This window comes from Kitasatospora sp. NPDC004614 (assembly GCF_042873675.1).
Classification (GTDB): domain Bacteria; phylum Actinomycetota; class Actinomycetes; order Streptomycetales; family Streptomycetaceae; genus Kitasatospora.
In genome coordinates this window covers 235,737-261,031 of sequence record NZ_JBIALR010000004.1, presented here as the reverse complement: position 1 = coordinate 261,031, position 25,295 = coordinate 235,737, and the positions used below count along the sequence as shown (strand labels likewise).

The 25,295-nt window shown below is 74.1% G+C and carries 19 protein-coding genes; 12 read left to right on the top strand and 7 right to left on the bottom strand.

The genetic code is table 11. From position 1 onward, the window contains the following. Positions 1-306 precede the first annotated feature (306 nt). Both ACFYST_RS13355 and ACFYST_RS13350 read left to right on the top strand, forming a co-directional pair. Positions 307-972 (top strand): response regulator transcription factor, encoded by a 666-nt coding sequence (locus ACFYST_RS13355; RefSeq protein ID WP_387642767.1) that lies wholly within the window; start codon positions 307-309, stop codon positions 970-972. Then, the gene (locus ACFYST_RS13350; protein WP_387642768.1) at positions 962-1,948 is read left to right on the top strand and encodes a sensor histidine kinase; all 987 of its coding nucleotides are present in this window, start codon (positions 962-964) and stop codon (positions 1,946-1,948) included. Before ACFYST_RS13355 ends, ACFYST_RS13350 begins: the two co-directional genes overlap by 11 nt. Before the next feature lie 20 nt (positions 1,949-1,968). Here ACFYST_RS13350 and ACFYST_RS13345 read toward each other — a convergent pair whose 3' ends face one another. The 6 genes from ACFYST_RS13345 to ACFYST_RS13320 all read right to left on the bottom strand — a co-directional run bounded on the left by ACFYST_RS13345 (position 1,969) and on the right by ACFYST_RS13320 (position 11,942). Continuing rightward, entirely contained in the window at positions 1,969-5,022 is a 3,054-nt protein-coding gene (locus ACFYST_RS13345) for an alpha-mannosidase (RefSeq protein WP_387642769.1), read from the bottom strand. A 78-nt stretch (positions 5,023-5,100) separates the two neighbouring features. Beyond that, positions 5,101-7,047, bottom strand: coding sequence for a glycoside hydrolase family 5 protein (locus ACFYST_RS13340; protein WP_387861800.1), 1,947 nt, complete (start codon positions 7,045-7,047; stop codon positions 5,101-5,103). A gap of 71 nt (positions 7,048-7,118) precedes the next feature. Then, a complete protein-coding gene (locus tag ACFYST_RS13335; RefSeq protein ID WP_387642771.1) occupies positions 7,119-7,964 on the bottom strand; it encodes a carbohydrate ABC transporter permease in 846 nt (281 codons plus the stop codon). 7 nt (positions 7,965-7,971) lie between these two features. Then, a complete protein-coding gene (locus ACFYST_RS13330) occupies positions 7,972-8,937 on the bottom strand; it encodes a carbohydrate ABC transporter permease (protein ID WP_387642772.1) in 966 nt (321 codons plus the stop codon). Next, positions 8,934-10,214: an ABC transporter substrate-binding protein gene (locus ACFYST_RS13325; protein ID WP_387642773.1), complete on the bottom strand. Its 1,281-nt coding sequence runs from the start codon at positions 10,212-10,214 to the stop codon at positions 8,934-8,936. Before ACFYST_RS13325 ends, ACFYST_RS13330 begins: the two co-directional genes overlap by 4 nt. Before the next feature lie 552 nt (positions 10,215-10,766). Then, positions 10,767-11,942, bottom strand: coding sequence for an ROK family protein (locus ACFYST_RS13320; protein ID WP_387861798.1), 1,176 nt, complete (start codon positions 11,940-11,942; stop codon positions 10,767-10,769). A gap of 127 nt (positions 11,943-12,069) precedes the next feature. Between ACFYST_RS13320 and ACFYST_RS13315 the strand changes: the two genes are divergently transcribed. The 4 genes from ACFYST_RS13315 to ACFYST_RS13300 all read left to right on the top strand — a co-directional run bounded on the left by ACFYST_RS13315 (position 12,070) and on the right by ACFYST_RS13300 (position 17,670). Further along, a complete protein-coding gene (locus tag ACFYST_RS13315; RefSeq protein WP_387861796.1) occupies positions 12,070-14,196 on the top strand; it encodes an alpha-galactosidase in 2,127 nt (708 codons plus the stop codon). A gap of 215 nt (positions 14,197-14,411) precedes the next feature. Beyond that, the gene (locus ACFYST_RS13310; RefSeq protein ID WP_387861795.1) at positions 14,412-15,560 is read left to right on the top strand and encodes a PP2C family protein-serine/threonine phosphatase; all 1,149 of its coding nucleotides are present in this window, start codon (positions 14,412-14,414) and stop codon (positions 15,558-15,560) included. A gap of 59 nt (positions 15,561-15,619) precedes the next feature. Next, positions 15,620-17,419, top strand: coding sequence for a BTAD domain-containing putative transcriptional regulator (locus tag ACFYST_RS13305; RefSeq protein WP_387861794.1), 1,800 nt, complete (start codon positions 15,620-15,622; stop codon positions 17,417-17,419). Positions 17,420-17,436: 17 nt separating this feature from the next. Then, positions 17,437-17,670, top strand: a complete 234-nt coding sequence (locus ACFYST_RS13300; RefSeq protein WP_387861792.1) for a CopG family transcriptional regulator — start codon at positions 17,437-17,439, stop codon at positions 17,668-17,670. A gap of 120 nt (positions 17,671-17,790) precedes the next feature. On the opposite strand, the gene ACFYST_RS13295 is transcribed toward ACFYST_RS13300, so the two are convergent. Next, positions 17,791-18,147 carry a hypothetical protein gene (locus tag ACFYST_RS13295; protein ID WP_387861791.1) on the bottom strand — a complete coding sequence of 119 codons (357 nt, stop codon included), beginning with the start codon at positions 18,145-18,147 and terminating at the stop codon, positions 17,791-17,793. 158 nt (positions 18,148-18,305) lie between these two features. Between ACFYST_RS13295 and ACFYST_RS13290 the strand changes: the two genes are divergently transcribed. The 6 genes from ACFYST_RS13290 to ACFYST_RS13265 all read left to right on the top strand — a co-directional run bounded on the left by ACFYST_RS13290 (position 18,306) and on the right by ACFYST_RS13265 (position 25,267). After that, complete coding sequence (locus ACFYST_RS13290) at positions 18,306-19,334, top strand: hypothetical protein (protein WP_387861790.1); 1,029 nt, start codon at positions 18,306-18,308, stop codon at positions 19,332-19,334. A gap of 76 nt (positions 19,335-19,410) precedes the next feature. After that, positions 19,411-20,496 (top strand): radical SAM/SPASM domain-containing protein, encoded by a 1,086-nt coding sequence (locus ACFYST_RS13285; protein ID WP_387861789.1) that lies wholly within the window; start codon positions 19,411-19,413, stop codon positions 20,494-20,496. After that, complete coding sequence (locus ACFYST_RS13280) at positions 20,493-21,161, top strand: iron-containing redox enzyme family protein (RefSeq protein WP_387861787.1); 669 nt, start codon at positions 20,493-20,495, stop codon at positions 21,159-21,161. Before ACFYST_RS13285 ends, ACFYST_RS13280 begins: the two co-directional genes overlap by 4 nt. Then, positions 21,158-21,361 carry an aroma-sacti cluster domain-containing protein gene (locus ACFYST_RS13275; RefSeq protein WP_387642785.1) on the top strand — a complete coding sequence of 68 codons (204 nt, stop codon included), beginning with the start codon at positions 21,158-21,160 and terminating at the stop codon, positions 21,359-21,361. The genes ACFYST_RS13280 and ACFYST_RS13275 overlap by 4 nt, the downstream gene beginning before the upstream one ends. Beyond that, entirely contained in the window at positions 21,348-24,413 is a 3,066-nt protein-coding gene (locus tag ACFYST_RS13270; RefSeq protein ID WP_387861785.1) for an adenylate/guanylate cyclase domain-containing protein, read from the top strand. The genes ACFYST_RS13275 and ACFYST_RS13270 overlap by 14 nt, the downstream gene beginning before the upstream one ends. Beyond that, a complete protein-coding gene (locus tag ACFYST_RS13265) occupies positions 24,413-25,267 on the top strand; it encodes a S8 family serine peptidase (RefSeq protein WP_387642787.1) in 855 nt (284 codons plus the stop codon). The genes ACFYST_RS13270 and ACFYST_RS13265 overlap by 1 nt, the downstream gene beginning before the upstream one ends. Positions 25,268-25,295 lie beyond the last annotated feature (28 nt).

The following is a 25,295-nucleotide window of genomic DNA, read 5'->3' as shown; positions in this document are numbered from 1 at the left end:
GTCTGGTGCGTGCTCTCGGCGTGCCGGGTGGAAGGCCTCGTACTGGGTGTACTTGGTCTTTCGCCCGGTGCGGCGAGAGTGCGTGCCAGGCGTTGTGGGGCAGGCGGGGGTTTGAAGACAGGCCCTAGCGGCGGCGGATGCGGCCCCAGTGTGGGGACGGCCGCCGGGCGGGCCGGGGAAGATGACATTCCCGTCATGAAGCCGTCATGACGGCACATCAGCTCCGCAGCGCACACACAAAGTGCGATAATCATCCGCAACTTGGGCGCGATTGCCGCCCAGCGGGCGGGGGAGGCAGTACCGAGCATGGCACGACTGCTGGTCGTCGAGGACGAAGCCCGCCTGCGGGCCTACCTGACCCGCACCCTGAGCGCGGACGGCCACCTCGTCCACGGCGCCGCCACCGGCCCCGAAGCCGTCCAGCGCCTGCGCGACCAGGCGTACGACCTGGCCGTGCTCGACCTGATGCTGCCCGGCTTCGACGGCTTCGAAGTGATGCGCCAGACCTTCGAGCTACGCCCCGAACAACGCGTGTTGGTACTGTCCGCCGTGGTCGACGTGGCCACCCGGGTGCGCTGCCTGCGGATCGGCGCCGTCGACTTCCTCGGCAAACCCTTCGCCACCGCCGAACTGGTCGAACGCGTCCGCTCCCGGCTGCGCACCGCCCCCGCCGGCGCACCCCAGCGCTGGCTGCGGGTCGGCGACGTCGCGCTCGACCTCGAACGGCAGGCGCTCGGCATCGACGGGCGCCAGATCCCGCTCTCGCACCGGGAGTTCATGCTGCTCGGCCACCTGATGCGGCAGGCCGGACAGGTGTGCAGCCGGCATGAACTGCTGGCCGGCGTCTGGGGCTACAGCGACGACCTGGCCAGCAACGTGGTCGACGTGACGGTCCGCCGGATCCGCGGCAAGGCGCCGCGGCCGATCATCGAGACGGTGCGCAACGTCGGGTACGCGTTCAGTGCCTGCTGACCGCACCGCGCGGGATCGCGCGCTCTTCGCGGGCTGGGTGCTGTTCGTCGCCTGCACCCAACTCGTGCTGCTGGTCGCGCCCGAGCTGGAGACGGTGGCGTTCCACCTGGTGTGGATCAGCATGTCCATCGTCTACGGCTTCCAGGCCTGGTCCACCCGCCGGACGGCCGTGGTGCTCACCACCGTCGCCCTGGTCACCGGCGGCACCATGGCCGGGTACGCCGCACACGGCCACCTCGGCTGGGACGAACTCGCCGAAGTCCCGCTGATGGCACTGGTGTTCCTCGCCATGGCCTGGCACGTCCGCCGCCGCGCCGCCGCCCTCGCCGAGGTCCGCGCCGCCGCCGAACGGGAGCGCCGCGCCCAGCAGGACAAGGAGCTGTTCGTCCGCACCTGCTCGCACGAGATGCGCACCCCGATCACCGTCGCCCGCTGCTACGCCGAACTCGTCCAGGGCGAACTGCCCGCCGGGGCCGGGCGGGAGGACCTCGACGTGGTCCTCGACGAACTCGACAAGCTCGCCCGCCTGTCCGGCCGGCTGCTGGTCCTCGCCGACGCCTACCACCCCGCCGAACCCGAGCACGGCCCCGTCGACCTCGACGCCCTGGTGCACCGCACCGTCCAGCGCTGGCGGCCCGCGACCGACCGCCACTGGCACCTGGACGCGCCCGCCGTCCGCATCGAGGGCGACGAATCCCGCCTGGAGGCCGCCCTCGACGCCCTGGTCGAGAACGCCGTCAAGTACACCGCCCCCGGCGACGCCATCACCCTGCGCTGCCGCACCGGCCGGGACGGCGCCGAACTCGACGTCGAGGACACCGGCGTCGGCTTCGCCCACTCCCCCGCCACCGGCCTGTCCGGCACCGGCCTGGGCCTGGCCATCGTCCGCGCCGTCCTCGACGCGCACGCCGGCGACCTCACCATCTCCCCCGCCCCGCACGGCGGTTCCCTGCTCCGCCTGCGCTTCCCCGGCTGACCGGCCGCCGGGCACGGCCCTCAGGACCCGGTGGCGAGGGCGATCCGCAGGGTGCGGATCTCGAACGGGCGGAGGGTGAGGACCGGCCCGGGCCGGTCGGCGGCGTGGACGGGCTCGGCGTCCGGCAGCGGCCGCTCCAGCAGGTCGGTCTCGGTGACGGTGCGCCAGGGGACGGAGACGGCCAGGGTGGTACGGGCCCGGCCGCCATGGGCCTCGTAGAGGCGGACCACCAGGTCGCCGGACGCGTCGTCGGCGAGTTTGACGGCCTCGATCACCACGGCGTCGTCCGCGACGGAGACCAGCGGGGCCACCGCCGTACCACCGGGCACGGCCCGCTCCGCGAGGTTGAGGGCGTAGCCCTCGCGAACGGCGTCGGCGACCGAGGCGCCGAGCAGCAGGCCGTACCGCAGGCGGTGGGTGCCCTGGTCCGCGTCCGGGTCGGGAAAGCGCGGGGCGCGCAGCAGCGACAGCCGCACGGTCGTGGTGGTGCCACCGTCGGGGCGCACGTCGCGGGTGACGTCGTGGCCGTAGGTGGAGTCGTTGACCAGGGCCGCGCCCCAGCCCCGTTCGCCGACGTGCAGGAAGCGGTGGGCGCAGATCTCGAACCTGGCCGCGTCCCAGCTCGTGTTGGTGTGGGTGGGGCGCCGGACGTGGCCGAACGGGATCTCCGCGGTGGAGTGGTCGGCCCGCACGTCCAGTGGGAAGGCCGCCTTGAGGATGCGTTCGCGCTCGTGCCAGTCGATCTCGGTGTCGATGTCGAGGCGCCGGGCACCCTCCCGCAGGGACAGCCGCTGCCGGATCCGCGAGCTGCCGAAGCTGCGGCGGACCTCGACGCCGCCGGGCACGGCCGTCACCTCGTCGGCCACGTCCAGGTCGCGGACGGTGTTGCGGTAGAACGCGTCGAGGTCCCAGGCGTCGTACTCGTTGGGGAAGTCCTGGTGGAGCTGGAGCAGGTTGGCCGCGGCGCCGGGCGGCAGGGCCTCGCGGCCGGCGGCCAGGTCGACGGCGGAGACCACCAGGCCGCGGGCGTCGACGGTGAACCGGACCAGCCCGTTGTCCAGCACCAGGCGGCCGTCCCCGTCCGGCACCGGGTCGACCTCGGGCGCCGGCTCCCCCGCGCGCGGCGCCGAGCCGAACGCGGGGACGCCGCCGCGGGCGTGCGGCGCGCCGTTGAAGACCACCGTGCCGTCCCCGGGGCCGGCCAGCGCCCGCTGCGCCGCATCGACGATCCCGGTCAGTTCGGCGTGGACGGCGGCGTACGTCTCCTCGGCCTGCCGGTGCACCCAGGCGATGGACGAGCCGGGCAGGATGTCGTGGAACTGGTGCAGCAGGACGGTCTTCCACAGCCGGTCGAGCGCCTCGTACGGGTACGGCAGGCCGCGGTGCACGGCGGCCGTGGCGGACCACAGTTCGGCCTCGCGCAGCAGGTGCTCGCTGCGCCGGTTGCCCTGCTTGGTGCGCAACTGACTGGTCAGCGTGCCCCGGTGGAACTCCAGATAGAGCTCGCCGAGCCACACCGGCGCGTCGGGGTACTCGGCGTGGGCGCGCGCGAAGAACGCGGCGGGCGGTTCGATCTCGACCCGCGGCGAGCCCTCCAGGTCGGCGAGCCGCTCGGCGCGGGCCAGCATCTCCCGGGTGGGCCCGCCGCCGCCGTCGCCGTACCCGAACGGCAGCAGCGACCGGTTGGCGGGCCCCTTGTCCTGGAAGTTGCGGACGGTGTGGGCGAGTTCGGCGCCGGTCAGCTCGCCGTTGTAGGTGTCCGCGGGCGGGAAGTGGGTGAAGATCCGGGTGCCGTCGATGCCCTCCCACCAGAAGGTGTGGTGCGGGAACTTGTTGGTGGTGTTCCAGGAGATCTTCTGGGTGAGGAACCAGCGCACCCCGGCGAGTTTCAGCAGCTGCGGCATCGCCGCCTGGTAGCCGAAGGTGTCGGGCAGCCACAGCTCCTCGGTCTCGACGCCGAACTCCTGCGCGTAGAACCGTTTGCCGTGGACGAGTTGGCGGACGAACGCCTCCCCGCCGGTGATGTTGGTGTCGGGTTCCACCCACAGGCTGCCCACCGGGAGGAACTGCCCGCTCGCGGCCTTCTCCCGGACCCGGGCGTAGAGCGCCGGGTGCTGCTCCTTCAGCCAGGCCAGCTGCTGCGCCTGGGACATCGCGAAGCGGAAGCCGGGGTGATGATCCATCAGGTGGGTGACGTTCGAGACCGTCCGGGCGACCTTGCGGGCGGCCTCGCGCAGCGGCCACAGCCAGGCGGTGTCGATGTGGGCGTGCCCGACCGCGGAGATCCGGTGGGCGCCGGCGGTCGCGGGCGCGGCCAGGGCCGGGCGCAGGACGGCCCGGGCGGCGGCCGCGGTGGCCGGGACGTCCTGCACGTCCACGGCGTCCAGGGCCCGTTCGAGGGTGTGCAGGAGCTGCCAGCGGCGCTCCGCGCCCTCGGGCAGGGCGTGCATCAACTCGCCGAGCACGTCGAGGTCCTGGGCGAGCTCCCAGACCTCCCGGTCGAAGACGGTCAGCTCGGCCCGGCGCAGCCGGTAGAGCGGGTCGCCGCCGGCGGCCGCCGCGCCGGTCAGCCAGGCCGGCCGGTCCCCGGCCCGGGTCGGCGCGTGGTGCGCCTCGCCGGGCAGCGGCACGGTCGGGTTGGCGGCGGCCTCCACGTAGTACGTGAAGCGCTCGCCGCCGCTCGCCGGGTCGGCGACGGGGATCCAGGCGTTGCGCGGATTGAGCGCCTTCACCACGCTGCCGTCGGGGCGGTGCACCAGGCCCTCGGTGGAGAAACCGGGGCCGGTGACGTCGAAGCCCAGGTCGAGCACCGCCTCGATCCGCTGCCCCGCCCAGTGGGCGGGGACTTCGCCGCTGATCCGGAACCAGCTGGTCGACCAGGCCGGCCCCCACCGGTGCCCGACCGCGACGGGCCGGTACGGCGCGGCGATCGCCTGCGCGGCGGGCACCGGCTCTCCGGGGGCGTTCCAGATCTCCACCGTCAGCGGCAGCGCGCGGGCGTGGACGGCCGGGCGGACGCGCTGCGACAGGACGCGGGCGAGCCGCTGCTCGGTCAACCGCTGCTTGCTGTGCACAGGGGTGCTCCCTTCGTGGCGGGGCGGGGCGCGGGCGTGGGCGTGGGCGGGTCGGTTCGGTTCGGTTCGGCGGACGGGTCAGTTCAGCGGGCGGCACAGCAGCGCGTCGGGCACACCGCCGTGGTTCCACTTCCAGGTGTAGGCGACGCCCGCCAGGTACTCGTTGTCGGCGCACTGGCCCTTGTAGTAGCCGGGCGCCCAGTCGCTGGCCGCCGAACCGCCGGTGGCGGGCCGGTTGTCGCCGCTGTCGAACCACACGTTGCGCCCGGTCAGGGGCAGCGCGTTGGCGGCGGGCGCGCACAGCAGGGCGGACATCGCGTTGCGGTTGACGCTGTAGCCGACGGCGAAGGTGTTGTCCGGGCACTGGAGCTTGTTGTAGCCGCTCGCCCAGTCCCCGTGGGTGACGTAGCGCTCGTCGGTGACGGTCGTCCAGGCGCCGGCACCCTTGGCCGGCCGGCCGGCATCGGTGCACAGGCCGCGGCTGTCGCTGCGGCCGAGGCCGGCCAGGCGCTGGGTGTCGGGGCAGTTGCCCTTGCGGTTGCCGTAGGACCAGTCGGGCCCGGCCAGCATGGCGGCGGACAGGTTGGCGTCGTAGTGGTCGAGGTTGAGCATGTTCCAGCGCGGGCCGTCGGCGACCGGTCCGCTGCGGGCGGGGGCGCCGATCAGCTTGTTCCAGTCGGCGGCGCGCCAGTCGCCGGTGTCCATGACGCCGAGCCGGGTGCCGTCCGCCGTGTAGTTGACCATCGCCCAGTTGTCCTGCGGCGTTCCGGTGTTGTCGCTCCAGCCGACCAGCGGCCAGATCGCGAAATCGGTGTCGTTGCGCACCAGGATGTCGGTGAAGTTGTCGAACCAGGCGCGTTCGCGGGCGTCGGCGGGGCCGCGGCCGGCGGCGCCGAACTCGCTGATCCACACCGGTGCGGTGAAGTGCTGGCCGGTGCGGGTGACGAACAGCGCCTCGTCGTCGACCGCCTGGGCGAGCTGGTCGGGGGTGAGTTCCTCGTAGCGCGGGTCGTGGGTCTCGCCGGTGCCGGTGGCGCCGGTGTGCCTGGGGCCGGTGTAGCCGTAGAAGTGCGCGGAGTAGACGAGTTTGTCGGAGCGGATCAGGGTGTTGGACAGGGTGGCGACGGGGGTGAGCGTCGGGCGCCAGTGCGGGGTCAGGTCGGTCGGGATGCCCTGCCAGTTGATGCCTTCCATGACGATCAGCAGGTCGGGGTCGGCCTGCAGGATCCGGTTGCCGGCGTCCTCCAGCGCCTGGTTGAGGTCGTGGTCGTCGCCCCAGCCCCAGTTGGCGTCGTTCCAGGTGTCGCGGCGGACCTCGTTGCGCAGGTCGGCGCCGACCACCCGCTTGTTGTCCTGGTACCGCTTGGCCAGGAACACCCAGTCGTCGATCCACTGCTGGGTGGACTGCCCGCTGTTCCAGCGTTCGTTGCCGTCCAGGCCGCAGCAGAACCGGTAGCTGGTGGTGTGGTTGTTGAGGATCACCGCGAAGCCGTCCGCGGTCAGCGCCGCGACCACGGCGTCCATCACCTGCAGCGGTATCTTGCCCCTGAGCTGCGGGTTGGCCGCGACGGCCGAGTCCGGGACGGCGGTGGTGTCGTGGACGAGCGCGTTGGCGAACGGCAGCCGGATGCTGTTCAGGCCCATGGTGTGGAAGTCGGCCAGGATCCGGGCGATCGGGGTCCGGTCCAGGCCCAGCGGAATGTTGTTCGACATCTGCCGGGCCTGGTGGTTCGCCGGGTCGCGGACGTCGCCGCTGCCCTGCCAAGTGCCTTGGGCTCCGGCCCAGTTGCCGGACTTGAGCTTGAACCGGTCGCCGTTCGCGTCGACCACGTACCGGCCCCGGGTGGACAGCGGGCCGGCCCAGGAGGCGGCGAGCTGCGGGCCGGTGAGGACGGGTGCCGCGACGGTCGGAATGTCGGCGGCGGACGCGGCGGACGCGGTGGGGGTGAGGGTGCCGAGCACGAGGGCGCACGCCGCGGCGAGGGCGGCGGACGTACACCGGAGCACGGTGGGGCGAGGTTTCACGGAACGCTCCTGACGAGGGGGAGAGGTGCGTCTTACCTTGCGCGATGCGGTGGTGCGGTGGTGACGCCGGGTCAGCCCTTGAGGCCGCTGGAGGCGATGCCTTCGACGATGTACCGCTGGGCGACCAGGAACATGACGACCAGCGGCGTGATGGTGACCACGGCGCCGGCGAACAGCCCGGGAAGGTTGATGGTCTGCGAGGTGAGGAAGGTGGACAGCGCGATCTGCGCGGTCCAGGCGGACGGGTCCTGGCCGATCACCAGCGGCCACAGGAAGGCGTTCCAGCTGTCGATGAAGGCCAGTGCCCCGAGCGAGGCCAGCATCGCCCCGGAGCTGGGCAGCGCGATCCGCCGGTAAAGGCCGAGCCAGCCGAGGCCGTCGAGCCGGCCGGCGTCCTCGATCTCGCTCGGGAACTGCAGGTAGAAGTTGCGGAACAGCAGCACCGCGAACGGGTTGAACAGGCCGGGCGCGACGATGCCCCACAGCGTGTTGACGCCCCCCATCGAGCCGACCACGACGAACGTCGGCACGAAGGTCGCCGAGCCGGGGATCATCAGCGTCGCCACCACCAGCGCCAGCACCACGCCGCGCCCGCGGACGGGAATCCGGGCCAGCGCGTACCCGGCGGCCGAGGCGAGCAGCGTGGACAGCGGCGCGGTGACGGCGGCGACCAGCAGCGAGTTGCCGAGCGCCGGGCCCATCGCGACGGACGGGTCCTGGAACAGCGCGGTGAAGTTGTCGAAGTGCATGGTGGACGGCCACCACGTCCACTCCGGCGCCGTCAGACCCCGGCTGTCCATCAGCGCGTTGCGGAGCATCAGGTAGAAGGGCGCCAGGAAGACCGCGGTCAGCAGGCCGATCAGCAGGCCGCGGACGGTGACGCGGGCGGCCCGCAGCGGGGCGGACAAGGTGCTCATGCGGCGCTCACTCCCCGGCCCGGCCGAAGCCGGTGACCCGGCCCTGGATCAGCGTCACCCCGACGATCAGGGCGGTCAGCAGAAACGCCCCGGCGGAGCCGACGCCGTAGTTCTGGCTTCCCAGCGCGGTGTTGTAGAGGTGGACCAGCGGGGTCTGCACGGGCGCCGTCCCGGTGCCGGACATGCCGCTGCTGAACAGGTTGTAGAACTCGTCGAAGGCCTGGAACGCGGCGATGAACAGCAGCATCAGCACGGCGACGGAGGTGTTGCGCAGCATCGGCAGGGTGACGCCGGTCAACAGCCGTCTGCCGGAGGCCCCGTCGAGCGCCGCGGCCTCGTACACCTCCCGCGGAATGGCTTGCAGGCCGGCCAGGAACAGCACCATGTAGAAGCCGACCTGGAGCCAAAGCCGCAGCGTCACCAGCACCACCCAGTACAGCGGTGGCGAGACGGTCTGCAGCCAAGGCACGGGCTCGGCGCCGAACCAGCCGCCGATCAGGTTGGCGACACCGGTCGGCAGCCCGTTGAACAGGCACATCTTCCACAGCAGCGAGGCCGCCACGTACGAGACGGCGGTCGGGATCAGGAAGGCGGTGCGCAGCAGTGCCCGGCCGCGCCGGACGCGGTGCACGAGCAGGGCGAGGCCGAGCGAGGCCGCGAAGGTGACCGGCACGATGAACGCGGTGAACAGCAGGATCGTCAGCAGCGAGTCGCGGAAGGCATGGTCGGCCAGCAGCGTGCGGTAGTTGTCGAGTCCGACCCAGTGGCCGAGGGCGATGCTGCCGCGCGCCTCGCTGAGGCTGAGCAGGAAGCTCCAGCCGATCGCCAGGTACTTGAAGAGGCCGAGCCCGATCAGCATGGGCGCGGTGAGCAGGGCGAACGCGAGCCGGCCGGAACGGCTCGCCCGGGCGGCCCGGGCGGTGCGGGCCCGTCGGCCGGCCGCGGGACGGGTCCTGTCGAGGGCGGGGATCATCGGCCGAGCTGCTTGTCGATCTCGCTCTGGGCCTTGCCCGCCGCGTCGGCGAGCAGGGCGGCGGGGTCGCCCTGGCCGGTGGCGATCTTCGCCGCGGCCGCGTTGAAGGCGGTGCTGACCGCGGTGTTCCAGGTGCCGGGGTTGTGCCGGCCGTACTTCAGGGCGAGGTCGACGGTCTCCTTCGCGGGGCCGGTGGTGAGCTTGGTCGCGGTGGCGGCCACCGAGGTGCGCGGCGGCACGTGCAGGCCGTAGCTCTCGGCGAAGTCCCGCTGCAGGTCGGAGTTCTGCACCCACAGCCACTGGACGAACTTCTTCGCCGCGTCCACGTGCTGGCCCTTGGCGTTGACGCAGCTGGTCCAGCCGCCGACCCGCAGCACGGGGGTGCCGCCTTCACGGAACGCGGGCCACGGCATGACGCCGAAGTCGTCGCCGAGCGCGGTCCGGACGGCGGGCATCGCCCACAGGCCGCACCACTGCATCGCCGCCATGCCCTGGGTGAACGCGGACGGGTCCCACCAGTCGGTGGTGAAGCCGAGCAGCAGCGACTTGTCGTCGTGCAGGCGCTTGAAGGCGGTGAGCGCCTCCAGGGCCTGCGGCGAGCCGAACGCCACCTTGCCCTCGCGGGTGACCAGTTCGCCGCCGGTGGACATCACGGCGATGGCGGGGCCGTCGCCGGTGCCGTCGGTGCCCAGGTACAGGCCCTTGGACTTTCCGGTGCTCAGCGCCTTCGCGGCGGCGGCCAGGCCGTCGAAGGTGGTGGGCGGGGTGATTCCGGCCGCGGCCAGGACGCTCTTGCGGTAGTAGACCATCAGCACGTCGTCGATCATCTTGACGCCGTACAGCTTGCCCTCGACGGTGACGGTGTCGAGGGCGGCGGCGTTGAAGTCGGCCTTGGCGTCGCCGTAGAGGTCGTCGAGCGGGGCTATCTGCCCGCGGTGGGCGAGGCCCTCGTCGAAGTCGCCGATCTCGAACACGTCGGGGGCCGCGTCTGTCAGCAGGCTGGCGTAGAGCTTGCCCGCGTAGTCGCCCGGGACCCAGGTCACCTTGACCGCGATGTCCGGGTTGGCCTTGGTGAAGGCGGTGGCGTAGCGGAGCACTGCCTGCTGGGTGCCGGCCTCGCCGTAGGCGTGGTACCAGACGTTGAGGGTGGTCCTACCGCCGGAGGACCCGCCGGTGGGATCGGTACTGCAGGCGGTGCTGACGACCGCTCCGGCGGCGATCAGCAGCGATCCGGTGAGGAACCTGCGTCGGTCGATCTGGGGCGCGGGGGTGTTCATGGGGCGCGTGTCCTTGCTGTGAGGGGGTTGCAGGGCACTTGCTCACCCCGACCGGCTCGTCGCCGCTGCCTGCCGGCCCGGGCGGGCGGCGGGCGGAGGTCGGGGGTCAGGAATCGGGGGCCGAAAGGTCGGCGGTCGGACGGTCGGGAAATCGGTGGACGGGGGCCGGCGGTCAAGGGGCCGAGAGGTCGGCAGTCCGGCAGTCGGCAGTCCGGCGGTCGGCAGTCGGGCGGTCGGCAGTCGGGAATCGGTGCCGAGGAGTCAGCGGTCGGGCAGTCAGAGACCGGGAAGTCGGGGGCGGGGTCGGGAAGTCGGAGGGTCGGGCCCGGCTGCGGGTCAGCCGCCGGCCGGCGGTTGCGGGAAGAGCGCCTGGATGGCCACCGCCGCGCCGCCGCAGGCCGGGAATCGGTGCCGAGAGATCGGCGATCGGGGACTCGGTGGTCGGGAATCGGGGGCCGAGGGATCGGCAGTCGGGCGGTCGGCGGTCTGGGTGTCGGCAGTCGGACGGTCGGGGCGGGGTCGGGAAGTCGGAGGGTCGGGCGCGGCTGCGGGTCAGCCGCCGGCCGGAGGTTGCGGGAAGAGCGCCTGGATGGCCACCGCGGCGCCGCCGCGGGCCCATTCCTGCCAGGGCAGCGGGCGCAGCGACAGCGGGCAGCGGGAGGCCGCGCCGAAGGCGTGCGCCGCGTACGCGTCCTGGATGTGACGGCTGAACAGGTCGTAGGCGTCGACGCCCTCGCCGCTGACCACCACCCGCTCCGGGCCGATCAGGTTGACCAGCGCGGCGATGCCGGTGCCGATCGCCTTCCCGGCCCTGGCGAACGCCTCGCGGGCCTCGGGCCGGCCCTCGCGGGCCATCCGGACCACCTCGGGGAAGGTGAGCCGCGGATCTCCGGCCGCCTGCCGGACGGTGTCGAGGATGACGTCGATCGATCCGATCGCCTCGACGCAGCCCCGGGCGCCGCACCGGCAGCGCGGCCCGGCCGGGTCGACGCACAGGTGGCCGACCTCGCCCGCGACGCCGTACGCGCCGCGCATCAGCTGGCCGTTGACGACCAGGGCGGAGCCGATGCCCGAACCGATGGTGACCAGGGCGAAGTAGCCGGTGCCGATGCCTTCGCCGAACCAGTGCTCGGCGACCGTCAGCGCCCGCACGTCGTTCTCCACGGTGACGCTCAACCCAGTTGCGGCCTCCAGTAGTTCGGCCAGCGGGACGTTGCGCCAGCCGAGCAGGCCGGAGTGCCGCAGCCGTCCCCGGTCGCGGTCCACGTCGCCGTTCACCGCGATCCCGAGGTGGCGGGTGCGGGCCCGGAACCCGGGCTCGGAGTCGAGCAGTTCGTCGACCAGTTCGGCGAGCAGCGCAGTGACGGCCTCCGGGGTGCAAACCTCCACCGGCCGGACTGCGGTGTCCCGGATGCCCGCCCTCAAGTCGCATACCGCGCCGAAGAGTTGGTCGGCGCTGATCTTTACGCCGAGGAAGTACTCGCGGTCCCGGTCCACCGCGAGCGGGTACACCGGCCGGCCCGCACCGGGGGCGGTGCGCTCGGGTGGCAGTTCGTACAGGTAGCCACCGTCGATCAGCGGCCGGGCCGCCTTGGTGACGGCCGTCGAGGAGAGCCCGGTGCGGCGCGCCAACTCGACTCTGCTGAGCGGCCCTTCGGCCAGCAGACGGGAAAGGATCGCGGTCTCGGCCGGGGCGCTGACAAGGGGTTGCGAGCGTTGTCGGGACACGTGGGCAATCTAGAGCAAATAAATAACTTCCGACAGTATTGATTCGGGAACCGGGACCGCCCTACGCTCGGGAGCCGCCTCCGGCCGGACGCCACCCAACTCCCTTCGCGCGTCAGGGGTTTCACTCGTGCCCGCCACGCCTCCGCCCGTCAGCTTCGACCCCGACCGCGGCCTCGCGGTCCTGCGCACCCCGAACAGCGTGTACGCCCTGCGCCTGCACCCCGACGGCAGCCCCCGGCACCTGTACTGGGGCGCCCCGCTCGACACCGCCGCCCTGGCGGCGCTGCCCGCCGCCGGCTCCCCCGCCGACAGCAGCTTCGAGGACGACGCCGCCGCCGACGAACTCGCGCCGCAGACCGGCGCGCGCTTCGGCCCGGCCGGCCTCCAGGTCCGCTTCGCCGACGGCACCCGCGGCGCCCAGTGGCGCTTCACCGGCCACCAGGTCGACGGCGGCGAACTGCGGCTGCGCCTCCAGGACCGCCGCCGCCCGCTGCGCGCCGAACTCTGCTACCGCGTCCGGCCCGACAGCGACGTGATCGAGCGCTGGACCGAACTGACCCACCTCGGCCCCGCGGACGGCCCCGACGAACCGATCACCGTCGACCGGCTCGACTCGGCCGCCTGGCGGACCCCCGCGCTGGCCGACTACCGGCTCAGCCACCTGGTGGGCGGCTGGAACAGCGAGTTCCAGCTGCGGCGCGACCGGCTGCCGGTCGCCGAGACCGTCCTCACCAGCCGCCGGGGCCTGACCGGGCACCACGCGAACCCCTGGCTGGCCGTGGACGACGGCACCGCGGCCGAGGAACACGGCGAGGTGTGGAGCACCGCACTGGCCTGGAGCGGCAGTTGGCGCATCACCGTGCACCGCGACCCGGTCGGCCGCACCGGCTGGACCGGCGGCTTCGGCCACGACGGCACCACCTGGACGCTGCGGGCCGGCGAGCGGCTGCACACCCCCGTGTTCGCCGGCCTGTACACCGCGCACGGCTTCGGCGCGTCCAGTGCCGCCTGGCACGACCACGTACGCAGACACGTCCTGCCGCGGCCCGAACAGGACCGGCCGGTGCTGTACAACTCCTGGGAGGCCACCGGCTTCGACGTCTCCGAGGCCGGCCAGCTCCGCCTGGCGCGGCTCGCCGCCGGGCTCGGCGCCGAACTGTTCGTGCTGGACGACGGCTGGTTCGGCACCCGGCGCGACGACCGCTCCGGGCTCGGCGACTGGACGCCCCGGCCCGCCGCCTTCCCCCGCGGGCTGCGCCCGCTGGCCGACGAAGTACACCGGCTCGGAATGGAGTTCGGACTCTGGGTGGAACCGGAGATGGTCAACCGCGACAGCGAGCTGTACCGCACCCACCCCGACTGGGTGGCGCACTCCCCGCACCTGGACGCCACCGAGCTGCGCCACCAGCTGGTGCTGAACTTCGCCCGGCCGGAGGTCGAGTCCTGGGCCCACGGCACGCTCGACGCCCTGGTCCGCGAACACGCCGTCGACTGGCTGAAGTGGGACGCCAACCGGCCCTTCACCGAAGCAGGTTGGGACGGCCACCCGGACCCGGACCGGCTGTGGATCGAACACACCCGGGCCGTCCACCGGATCATGGACCGGCTGCGCGCCGACCACCCGGGCCTGCGCATCGAGGCCTGCGCGGGCGGCGGCGGCCGGGTCGACCTCGGCATGCTCGCCCGCACCGACCAGGCCTGGACGTCCGACAACACCGACCCGGTCGACCGGATCGGGATCCAGCACGGCTTCTCACAGCTCTTCCCCGCCCAGGCGATGGCCGCGTGGGTCACCGACAGCCCCAACCCGGCGACCGGGCGGAGCACCCCGCTGCGGTTCCGCTTCCACGTCGCGATGGCCGGGGCGCTCGGGATCGGCGGCGACCTGACGTCCTGGTCGGCGGAGGACCTCGCCGAGGCCGCCGAACTCGTCACCCGCTACAAGCAGATCCGCCCGCTCGTCCAGCGCGGCGTCCAGCACCGGCTCGCGCCGCCCGGACCGGTGGGCGCCGTCCACTACGCCTCCCACGACGGCCGGGACCACGCGCTCCTCGTCTGGCGCCCCACCACCCGCTTCGGGCACCCGCCCGCCCCGATCCGCCTGCCCACGCTCGACCCCGCCGCCAACTACCTCGACCTGGACCGGAACCGGGAGTACAGCGGCGCCGTCCTGGTCCACCGCGGCATCGAGCCACCGCTGCCGGCCGGCGACTACGCCAGCTGCCTGGTCCGCCTGTGCCGCGCCGACGACTGACCACCGGCGGCTGACCGGCTGCCGCGCAGCGGTCTGCCGCGCAGCCGTGTAACGCGCAGCGGTCTGCCGCGCAGCCGTGTAACGCGCAGCGGTCTGCCGCGCAGCCGTGTAACGCGCAGCGGTCTGCCGCGCAGCGGTGTGGCGGCGCGCCCAAGGCCCCTGCCTCGCGGGAGGATTGCGCGGCAGTTGTGCGGGCGGGTGGGAGGTGAGTGCCGGTGCGGACCGACCGCAGCGAGGACGGCGCGGGGTACGGGGTCGGCAAGGTGGGGCGGGTGGTGTCGCTGGGGACCGCCGTCCTGATGTACTGCGTGATGGTCGGCCTGCAGTTCGCGCCGGACGGCTGGCAGACGCCGTCGGTGGTGGTCGCGGTGCCGGCCCTGGTGTCGATGGCGTTCCGGCCGCCGATGATCCTGGCGTCGGCGGTGCTCGCGATCGGCACCCGCTGGGCCTTCGTCCCGGACGAACCGGGCCGGATCGGCGCCGCGATCGGCACCACCTCGGTGATCGTCATCATCGCCGCGCTGGGCGTCTACCTGGTGCACCGTCGCGAGCAGGCGGCCGCGCACCTGGTGGAGGTCAGTTCGGTCGCCGAGGCCGCCCAGCGCGCGATCCTGCGGCCGCCGCCGCCCGTCGTCGGACCGTTCCGCACCGCCGCCGCGTACCGGGCCGCCGCACAGTACGCCCGGGTCGGCGGGGACTTGTACGCGGTGGCGGACACCGCGTTCGGCGTCCGCGCCCTGATCGGCGACGTCCGCGGCAAGGGCCTGGACGCCGTCGCCACCGCCGCCGTCATCCTCGGCTCGTTCCACGAGGCCGCCCAGGATCACGCCCGCCTCGACGACCTCGCGGACCGGATGGACACCAGCCTGCGGCGCCACCTGAACGACTCGGAGGCGTTCGGCACCGCCTTCCTGGTCGAGATCGCCGCCGACGGCACCGCCCACGGGCTGTCCTGCGGGCACCCGCCGCCGCTGATCCTGCACGGCACCGGCGTCGCCGAACTCCCGGTCTCCCCGCGCCCGCCGCTCGGCCTGAGCGGCCTGCTCCCCGACCCGGTGGCCGCGGAGCCCGCACCCGCCGTCCCGCTGGGCCCCGGCGACACCCTGCTGCTGTACACCGACGGCCTCACCGAGGCCCGCGCCGCCGACGGCGCCTTCTACCCGCTGCTCCCCCGCCTGACCGCCCACCTGGAGTCGCAGCCCGACGGCCCCGACCCCGTCGCCCTGCTGGACTGGCTGCACCGCGACTCCCGCGCCTTCGCCACCGGCGGCGCCGACGACGACGCCGCGCTGCTCGCGCTGGCCTGGCCGCGGGTCGTGGAACATCCCAGAAACCTGGGATACCCGGAGCGCCCACCCCTCTGACAGGCTGACCTGTCATGGACGCGCGCAGCAACGATGCTCCGTGCGGGTGAGGAGGCTTCGTGATCGCCGGACTGAATCACCGCCCCGCCACCCCGAACCCCGAGCGCCCACCGCTGCGCTTCCGCCTGCTCGGCCAGCTCGCCGCCGAGACCGGCCACGGCCCGCTCGCCCTCGGCTCGCTCAAACAGCGCGCCGTCCTGGCCGCCCTGCTCGGCCACCCCAACACGCTGCTCTCCACCGACCTGCTGACCGAGGCCGTCTGGGAGGACGAACCGCCCCGGTCCGCCCGCAAGAACCTCCAGGTGTACGTCTCCGGCCTGCGCGGGGCACTCGGCGCGGCCCGCCTGGTGCACCGCCCCGGTGGCTACGAACTGCACGTCGCCGACGAGGAGTTGGACACCCTGCGGTTCGCCGCCCTGGTCCGGTCCGGCCGGGAGGCGGCGGCCCGGCAGGACGACGAACAGGCCGGCCGGCTGCTCGGCGAGGCACTGCGGCTGTGGGCCGGCCCGCCACTGCCGGAACTGCGGCACTCCTCCGCGCTGCGGGCCGTCGCCGAACGACTGACCGCCCGCTACCTCGCGGCCGTCGAGGACTGGGCCGAGGTCGAACTGCGGCTCGGCCACGCCGGCCGGGTCGCGGGTGCCCTCACCGACCTGACCGACCGTCACCCCCTGCGCGAACGCCTCCAGGCCGTCCACCTGCTCGCCCTGCACCGCGCCGGGCGGCGCGCCGAAGCACTCGCCGCGTTCGCGCAACTGCGCCAGCAACTCTCCCGCGAACTGGGCCTGTCCCCCGGCCCCGAGCTGGAGGCCTGCCACCGCGAACTGCTCGCCGACCGCCCGACGCCCCCGCCTCCGCGTGCCGCCGCGCGCTCGGGCCGGACCGTGCTGCCGCCGGACACCACCGCGTTCACCGGACGGGAACAGCAGGTCGCGGAACTGGTCCGCGCCGCACGCCGCGCCGAACGCCCGGTGGTGCTGACCGGACCGATCGGCGTCGGCAAGACCGCACTCGCGATCCGCGCCGCCCACGCACTGCGCGACGACTTCCCCGACGGCCGCCTCTTCATCCACCTGCGGGACGCCACCGGCCGCGCCCGCGAACCCCGGGCCGTCGCCGCCGACCTGGCCCGGCTGCTCGCCACCGACACCGCCGACCCCTTGCAGACCTGGCGCGAATGGCTGGCCGAACACCGAGCACTGGTCGTCCTGGACGGCGCCTCCGACGACCACACCACCCACGCCCTGCTCCCACCGCCCGGCCCCGCCGTCGCCCTGGTCACCGGCCGCACCCCCCTCCCCGGCCTCGGCGCCACCCACCGCACCGACCTCGCCCCCTTCACCCTCCCCGAAGCCCTCGCCCTGCTGTCACTCCTCGTCGGCACCCACCGCGTCGACGCCGCCCCCACCGCCGCCGAACGCATCGTCACCGCGTGCGGCCTCCTGCCCGCCGCCGTCCGCCTGGCCGGCTACAAACTCGCCGCCCTCCGCCACCTCCCCCTCGACGAATTCGCCGACCGCCTCGCCGACCCCCACCGCGCCCTCGACGAACTCGCCGTCGGAGAAACCCGCCTCCGCGACCGCCTCGACACCCAATGGCACGCCCTCACCCCCGACCAACGCACCACCCTCACCCACCTGGCCCGCCACCCCTGGACCCCCACCTTCGACCTCACCCACGCCCGCCACGCCCTCGACCTCTCCCCCGCCCCCGCCCTCGCCGCCCTCGAACACCTCATCCTGGCCGGCGTCCTCCTCTGCCCCACCGAAGAAGCCCCCGCCCACACCGCCCACTACTCCCTCCCACTCCTCACCCACCTCCACGCCCACCTCCAACAGCCCGCGTCCGACCGACCGTGAGCACCAGAATGAGGAGCATGAGCGAGCCCACCCAGAAGCACTCGATCACCACGCCTCGCGACATTGCCGAAGCGGCCCGACCCGCAGCGACCCCTCCGGCTGTCCGCCGGCTCGAACGGGACAACCTCGACGAGCTCATCACCCTCGCCGAGGCCGAACACGGCCCGATCACCCCCGAAGAGATCCACGAGCGTCGCGACCTGCTGCGCCGCACGCGCGACGAGCAGCAAGCATCCGACACGAACAACTGAACGTCGCGCCTGGCGAGCCCGGCCTCACCACTTGCACGCCCACCCCGGCCCGCCCGACGGAACGCATAGCGCCGACCACCGTTATGGTGGCCGGCGCTTTGCGGCTGGTGGTCGGGGCCGCTACTGGACGAAGAGGACGCTCTGGCCGAGCGTGAGGTCCTTGGTCTCGCCCGGCAGCATGGCGCCGAGTACGTGGCCGGTGCAGTCGGGTGCGTCGAAGATCAGGGCGACCCCTTCGGTCTGGTTGGTGACGGCGGAGGGGGATGTGTCGGCCTTGACGCAGCTCTTCGCGTCGGCGTCCTCCGTCGGCGTCCCGGCCGGGTCCTGAGCCGGGTCCTGGGCCGAGGTCTGCGTCCCGGCCGCGGCTGGAGCCGGGGCCTGGTCGGGCTGCTGGGGGATGTCCGCCGACGCTGTCGGGCCGGCGGCCAGGACGGTCGCGCCGAGGGTGGTCGCGATGAGCATGCCGATACGACGCATGAAGAACCGCCTTCGAGTACGAGGGAAATGGGTCGAGACCGTTCCCCACCACGAACGGCCCGGTGCGGGATCCGCCCCGGGGTCACCCGCGCGCCGCGCAATCGCCCATCGAACGGATCCCGGGCCGGTGTCGGCGGCGGGCGCTACGGTGCGTCGCCATGAGCACTGATGATCTTGACCAGTACGACGGAGAGTGGGCGGACGTCATCGCGAGCTGGCAGGTCAAGAAGGACACCGCCGCGACCTGGGAGGAACACCGGCCGGAGTTCCACGTGGACACCTCGCACGACGTACGGACGGTCATGGCCGCGATGGCCGCCGAGGTCAAGGACGGCCCGCAGTACGACGCGGTGCCGTGGGACTGGTTCGACGGCGCCGAGATCCCCCACCTGCTGGAGCAGATCCGCCACGGCGACACGGAGAGCGCCGACCGGGCGCTGTCCCGCCTGTGGAACAGCGTCTGCCACCAGGGCACCCCTTCCACAGCCGGCACCCTCGCCGTCCCCTTCCTGATCCGCACCGCCCTCGCTCGTCCCGACCCCGACGTCCTCCTCCTGGTCGGGAGTCTCGCCCGCCGCCCACACTTCGGAAGCGGCACCCGCACCGGACTGCTACGGGCCGGCGAACCTGCCGACCGCGTTGTCTTCGACTGCGGCGGCCACAACGCCAACTGGTCCGTCCAGGCCGCCCAGCAGGCCATCGCCGACGACGCGGACCTGCTCCTCCCCCTGCTCGACCACCCCACCGCAACGCTCCGCGCCGTCACCGCCTACGCCCTCGCGGCCGCCCCCGCCCGCGCCCGCGCCCGGATCACGGCCGCCCTGCACACCCGCTTCGCCACCGAGACCGAGCCGGTGACCCGCGCGAGCCTGGTCCTCGCCATCGCCCAACTGGCCTGGGAGACACGCGATCCCACCACAATCGCCCACACCCACACCTGGTGGCGGGACCCCACCCGACCGACGGAGGTCCGAGTGAGCGCGGCCCTCGCCTGGCTCTGCCTCGTCGACGACCCCATCCCCACCGAACTCGACCCCCTCCTCGACGAAGAGGCCACCGACCACCTCGCCGCCCTACTCGCCCCCGTCCCCTGGCTCCGCGACGCCGCCCCTGACGGCGGGCTGCGCACCGTCCTCGACCAAATGCGCAACCCCGACGACCTTCCCTGGATCGCCCACCTGGGCTGACACCCTTCCCCGGCCACTTGTACCGCCCCTTATGCGGCCCTGTACCGGCCCGCAACCGGCGCCCCCCACAGTCCTGGTGACACTCGCTCGGAGGGGAGGGACGGACGTGGAGCTGTCGGAGGTCCTCGGTCTGCGTCCGGAGCCGGCCGCCGGGTTGTTGGTTGCTCTGACCCGGCGGTGCCCGTTGAGTTGTGCGCACTGTTCGACGGCCTCCTCGATGGACTCGGCCGAGCATCCGGACGGTACACGGCGCGTTCAACTCCTGCGGTTCGTAAGGTCGTTCACGCCGGAGCAGCGCCCGGAGGTGGTGCTGCTGACCGGCGGTGAGCCGCTGCTGCTGCCGGGGCTGGCGTACGAGCTGACGCGTGCGGCGCAGCACACCGGGGCGCGGGTCTCGTTGCTGAGCGGGTTGTTCTTCGCGCGCGACGCCGGTCGGATCCCGGCGCCGATCCTGCGGACGATCACGGCGCTCGACCACTTCTCGGCCAGCCTGGACGCCCCGCACGAGCGCGAGGTTTCGCGTGCGGACGTGTTCCGGGTGCTGGCGCGGGTGCTGGACGCGGGGGTGGCCGTCAGCCTGCACCTGACGGGTAGCGGCCCGGACGACCCGTACCTGGCGGAGGCGACGGCCGCGGTGATCAAGGAGTTCGGCGATCGGGTGCCGATGCTGGTCAACGAGGTGCGCGCGGTCGGCCGCGCCACCAGCGGCCGGACGGTGGCGGGGCCGGGCGGGCCGTGCGCGATGGCGGCGTGGCCGACCGTCGCGCCCGACGGGACGGTGCTCGCCTGCTGCAACCAGCGGACGGTGGACCTGCGGCCCGTCCCGCCGCACCTGCGGCTCGGGCACATCGCGGAGGACGACTGGCCGACCGTCCGCCGCCGCACCCTGGACTCGCCGCGGCTGCGGCTGATCCGCACCCTCGGGCCGGACCAGTTGCGTGCCCGCAGCGGCGCCGACCCCGCCGAGGGCGGCTACTGCGCCGGCTGCCGCGCCCTCCCGGCGGCGCCGGGCCCGGACGACGCCGCCGCGGCCGGCGCGGCCGGCCGGCTGCTGGACCAGCTCTCCGCCGCCCGCCTGCGCGCCCAGGGCCCGGCGGCCCTGCTGCGCCGCTACGGCTGCGCGCCGTACGCGCATCTGGTGCGGCCCGGGAGCCCGGTGTGAGCGTCCCGGCCTCCCGCGCACTGGACGCCCGGCTGGCGCTGGTCGCGCCCGCGCTGCATCGGGCGAGCTCCCGACTGTGGCGACCGGAAGGCGATCTGACGGGCCGCTACATCGACTACCTGTGGGCGATGCACGCGCTGACCGTCGCCTCCGTCCCGCTGCTGGAGCGCGCCGCGGCGGCCTGTGCGCGGCTGGACGAGGAGTGGGCGCCGCGGTTGGCGGCGTACTTCGCGGTCCACGCGGAGGAGGAACGGGGGCACGACGCCTGGCTGTTGGCGGATCTGGTGGCGGCCGGGGAGCAGCAGGAACCGCCGTTGCCGCCGCCGCTGGTGGTGGAGCTGGCGGGCGCGCAGTACTACCGGATCGAGCACCGCCATCCGGCCGCGCTGCTCGGCTATCTCGCGGTGCTGGAGGGCCATGCCCCGTCGCCCGCCCTGGCGGGGGTGCTGGCCACCCGGACGGGGCTGCCGGAAGCCGCATTCCGGACGGTGCGCGAGCACGCGGCGCTCGACGCGGGGCATCTCGCCGAGGTCCGACGTCAGCTCGACCGGCTCGAGTTGACAGCTGCGCAGCAGACCGAGGTCGCCGTCAGCGCCCTGCACACCGCGGGCATCCTCGCCCGGCTCTTCCACCAGCTCGCCGCGGATCCAGGAGGACAGCAATGACTGACCGCACCGACCCGGCCCTGGCGGCCCTGGCTGCCGCCGGTTTCGACCTGAGCGGCCTCACCGAGGAGCAGCACGCGGTGCTGCGTTCGCTCACCGAGCAGGAGCTCGGCCTGCTGACCGATCTGCGGGGCCGGCTGGAGGAGGCCGGGCCGGAGGTCCAGGGGCATGCGGAGGTGGCGGGCGGTGCTCTCTTCTGACGTGTTCGGCCCGGATCCGGCGGGCGGGCGCTGCCCGGGCTGCCACCGTCCGCTGCCGGTGGAGGCCCGGTTCTGCGCGGCGTGCGGGACTCCGCGCGCCGACGCCCGGGGTCCGGAGACGGCCGGCCGCAAGATCGTCACGGTGCTGTTCTGCGACCTGGTCGGTTCGACGGCGCTGTCGGGGACGCTCGATCCGGAGGCGCTGCGCGGGGTGACGCTGCGCTACTTCGACGCGATGCGGGCGGCGATCGAGGAGCACGGCGGCACGGTGGAGAAGTTCATCGGGGATGCCGTGATGGCGGTGTTCGGCGTGCCGTCGGTGCGCGAGGACGACGCCCGGCGGGGGCTGGCCGCGGCGCTCGGGATGCTGGCGGCGCTGCGGGCGCTCAACGAGGAGCTGCACGCCGAGTTGGGTCTACGGCTGACGGTCCGGATCGGCGTCAACACGGGCCGGGTGGTGACGGGTTCGGACGCGTCGGCGCGGCAGGCGCTGGTGTCCGGCGAGGTGGTGAACGTCGCGGCGCGGCTGGAGCAGAACGCCGGGCCGGGCGAGGTGCTGATCGGTCCGGACACCCTGCGGGCCGCGGGCGAGGGGGTGCGGGCGGTCGAGGTCGGGCCGCTGCGGCTCAAGGGCAAGGAGCAGGAGGTGACGGCGCACCGGCTGCTCGGGCTGGAGCTCAGGGCGCCGGAGCGCCTCGACCTGCCGTTCGTCGGCCGCGAAGCCGAACTGGCGCTGCTGGACACGGAGTTCGAACGCACAGCCACCGAGCGAACGGCCCGCCTGCTGGTGCTGGGCGGCGAGCCTGGTCAGGGCAAGACCCGGCTGCTCCGGCACTGGCTCGAACTCTCGAGCAACTCCGGCCGGTTCGGTGCGGGCCGGTGCCGCCCGCCGGGCGAGCAGGCGGGCCTTCAGCCGCTGGCGGACGCCGTCACCGCGCTGCTGGCCAAGGCCCCCGACCACCGGCAGCTGCCCGGCCTGGAGGTGCTGGCGCAGGGCCTGCTCGCGGACGGCACGCCGACGCCGTCGCCGGAGGACACCGGCGCGGCGCTGGTCGAGCTGCTGGGCGCGCTGGCGGGGCGCGCGCCGCTGGTGCTGGTGATCGACGACGCGCACTGGGCGGCCGCGTTGCTGCTCGACCTGCTGGACCGGGTGGTGGCGGCACTCGCGGACGCCCCGGTGCTGGTGGCGGTGCTGGGCCGGCCCGAGCTGCTGGACGCCGGCCCGGCCGGTCCGCACCGGGTGCTGACGCTCGGTGCGCTGTCCGACCGGGAGGCGCGGCAGTTGGCCGGGGCGCTGGGCGGGGCGGCGCCCGCACACCTGCTGGAGCGGGCGGGCGGCAATCCGCTGCATCTGGAACAGCTGCTCGCGGCCCCGGCGAACAGGAGCGGGAGCGGCGACGGGGTTCCGCTGACCCTGCAGACGCTGATCGGAGCCCGGCTGGACGCGTTGGACCCGGCCGAGCGGCGGGCGGTCGATCTGGCGTGCGTGCTGGGCCGCGAGTTCGCCGCCGATGAGTTGGCGGCGCTGGACACCGCCGGTCCCGATCTGTCGGCGGCGCTGCGGCGGCTGGGGCGGCACCGGCTGGTGGTGGCGGACGGCGCGTCGTTCCGGTTCGCCAGCGGTGTGGTGCAGGAGGTCGCGTACGAGTGCCTGTCCAAGCAGGGCCGGGCCGAGCGGCACGAGCGGGCGGCCGCGCTGCGTTCGGTGCGGGCGGGTGGCCCGGCGGTGGTCGGCGGCCATCTGGAGCGCGCGCACCGGTACCGGGCCGAGCTGGGTCTGCACGGCGAGCGCACGGACGCGCTGCGGCGGGGCGCGGCGGCCGCGCTGGCCGAGGCGGGTGCCCGGGCGGCGGCCCGGACCGACCCGGGCTGGGCGGTGGAGCTGCTGACCAGGGCGACCGCGCTGCTGCACCCGGGCGAGGACGGGCGGCTTCCGGCGGCCCGCCGGCTGGGCGAGGCGCTACTCGCGCTGGGCCGGATCGAGCCGGGCCGGGTGCTGCTCGCCGAGGTCGGTGCGAGTGCGGACGATCCGGTGGAGGCGGCGCACGCGCGGCTCAGCCTGGCGGCCGTCGGCCAGCAGCGGGCGCCCGCGCCGGTGGCCCGGGAGACCCTGCCGGTGTTCCAGCGGGCGGGCGACCAGTTGGGTCAGGCGCGGGCCTGTCTGCGACTGGCGCAGCAGGAGCAGATCGACGGGCGGCACGCGGCGGCGACCCGGTTGCTGGCGCGGGCGCTGCGGCATGCCGAGCGTTCGGACGGCGAGCAGGAGCGGGCGTCGGCGCTGGGTGCGATCGGGGTGTCGCTGTGGCGCGGTCCGGTGCCGGCCGCCACCGCGATAAAGCGCTGCCAGGACCTGCTGGCCGCACAGGGCCGGGGGCGGCGGGCGGTGCGGGTGACGCTGAACTGTCCGCTGGCGGTGCTGCTGGCGCTCGGCGACGACCGGGCGGGGGCGGCGGCCTGCCTGGCGGAGGCCTCGCACCACGCCGAGCGGCTGGGGTACGCGGAGGCGGCGGCGTTCCTGCCGCTGTTCGGCGCGACGGTGGCGGCGCTCGGTGGTCGGCCGAGGGAGGCGCTGGAGTTGCTGGCGGCGACGGCCGCGGCCGCCCGGGAGCTGGGCGGGGGCGCGCTGCTGAGCGGTGCGCTGCTCGACATGGCACGCCTGCACCTGGACCTGGACGAGCGCCGGGCCGCCGGGGCCGCGCTGGCCGCGCTGGAGGAGGAGCGGGCCCGCGCCGGCGGCCGGTTGTCGTTCGCGACGCTGGCGGAGCGCGACGGTCTGCGGGCCCGGCTGGCGGCCGCCGGCGGCGACCGGGTGCCCGCGCTGCGGCTGGCCCGCGGCGCGGTCGAGGTGGCCGGCCGGACGGATTCGCCGATCCTGCAGGGCCTGGCCGCCGCCGACCTGGCCCGTACCGCCGCGCTGCTCGGCCTGGACCAGCAGCGTCTGCTGTCCGCCGCCGCGGCCGGCGGCCGATTCGCGGCCAAGGGGCACGGCCCGGGCGTGCGGCTCGCCGAGGCCCTGGCCGGCCACCATCCCCGCAGAGAGGCAGTTTCGTGATGACGACCGTGCCCCACGCCGTGCCCCCGCGCGGCCTGACCTGGCGCCTCGCCGGCCGGACCCCCGAGGACGTCCGGACGGAGGCGGACGCGCTGCCCGAGCGGCCCGCGGCGGGCACGCTGGTCGGGGGTTCCGGGCGGGGCGTGCGGGTCTGCGTGGTCGACTCCGGCGTGGACGGGTCCCATCCGCTGGTCGGCCCGGTGGCGGGCGCGCACGTGGTGCGCAAGGACGAGGCCGGGACGATCCGGGTCGAGGCGCTCGGCGCGGACGACCCGGGCGACGTCTCCGGCCACGGCACGGCCTGCGCGAGCATCGTCCGGCGGGCCGCGCCGGACTGCGAGATCCACAGCGTCCGGGTGCTCGGCGAGCGCTTCACCGGCAGCGGCGACGTGCTGCTGGCGGGGCTGCGGTGGGCGATCCGGCAGGGCTTCGACGTGATCAACCTGAGCCTGTCGACCACCCGCACCCGGTACCTGGAGGACCTGCACGTGCTGGCCGACGAGGCGTACTTCGGGCGCAGCACGATCGTCGCGTCCGCTCACAACGCCCAGGTGGAGAGCTTCCCGTGGCGGTTCTCGTCGGTGATCTCGGTGGGCAGCCACCGGGAGGACGACCCCGATCTGCACCTGTACAACCCCGAGCCGCCGGTGGAGTTCTTCGGCCCCGGCGTCAACGTCGAGGTGGCCTGGCTCGGCGGCGCCACCTTGCGCAGCAGTGGCAACAGCTTCGCGACGCCGTTCGTCGCGGGCCTGTGCGCCCGGATCCTGTCCGAGCGGCCCAGGCTGACGCCGTTCCAGCTGAAGCACGCCCTGTACCTGTCCGCAGCGAACGTCCATGTCGGCGGCACCCGGTGAGCGCCGGGCCGCACGTCGTGAGAAAGGG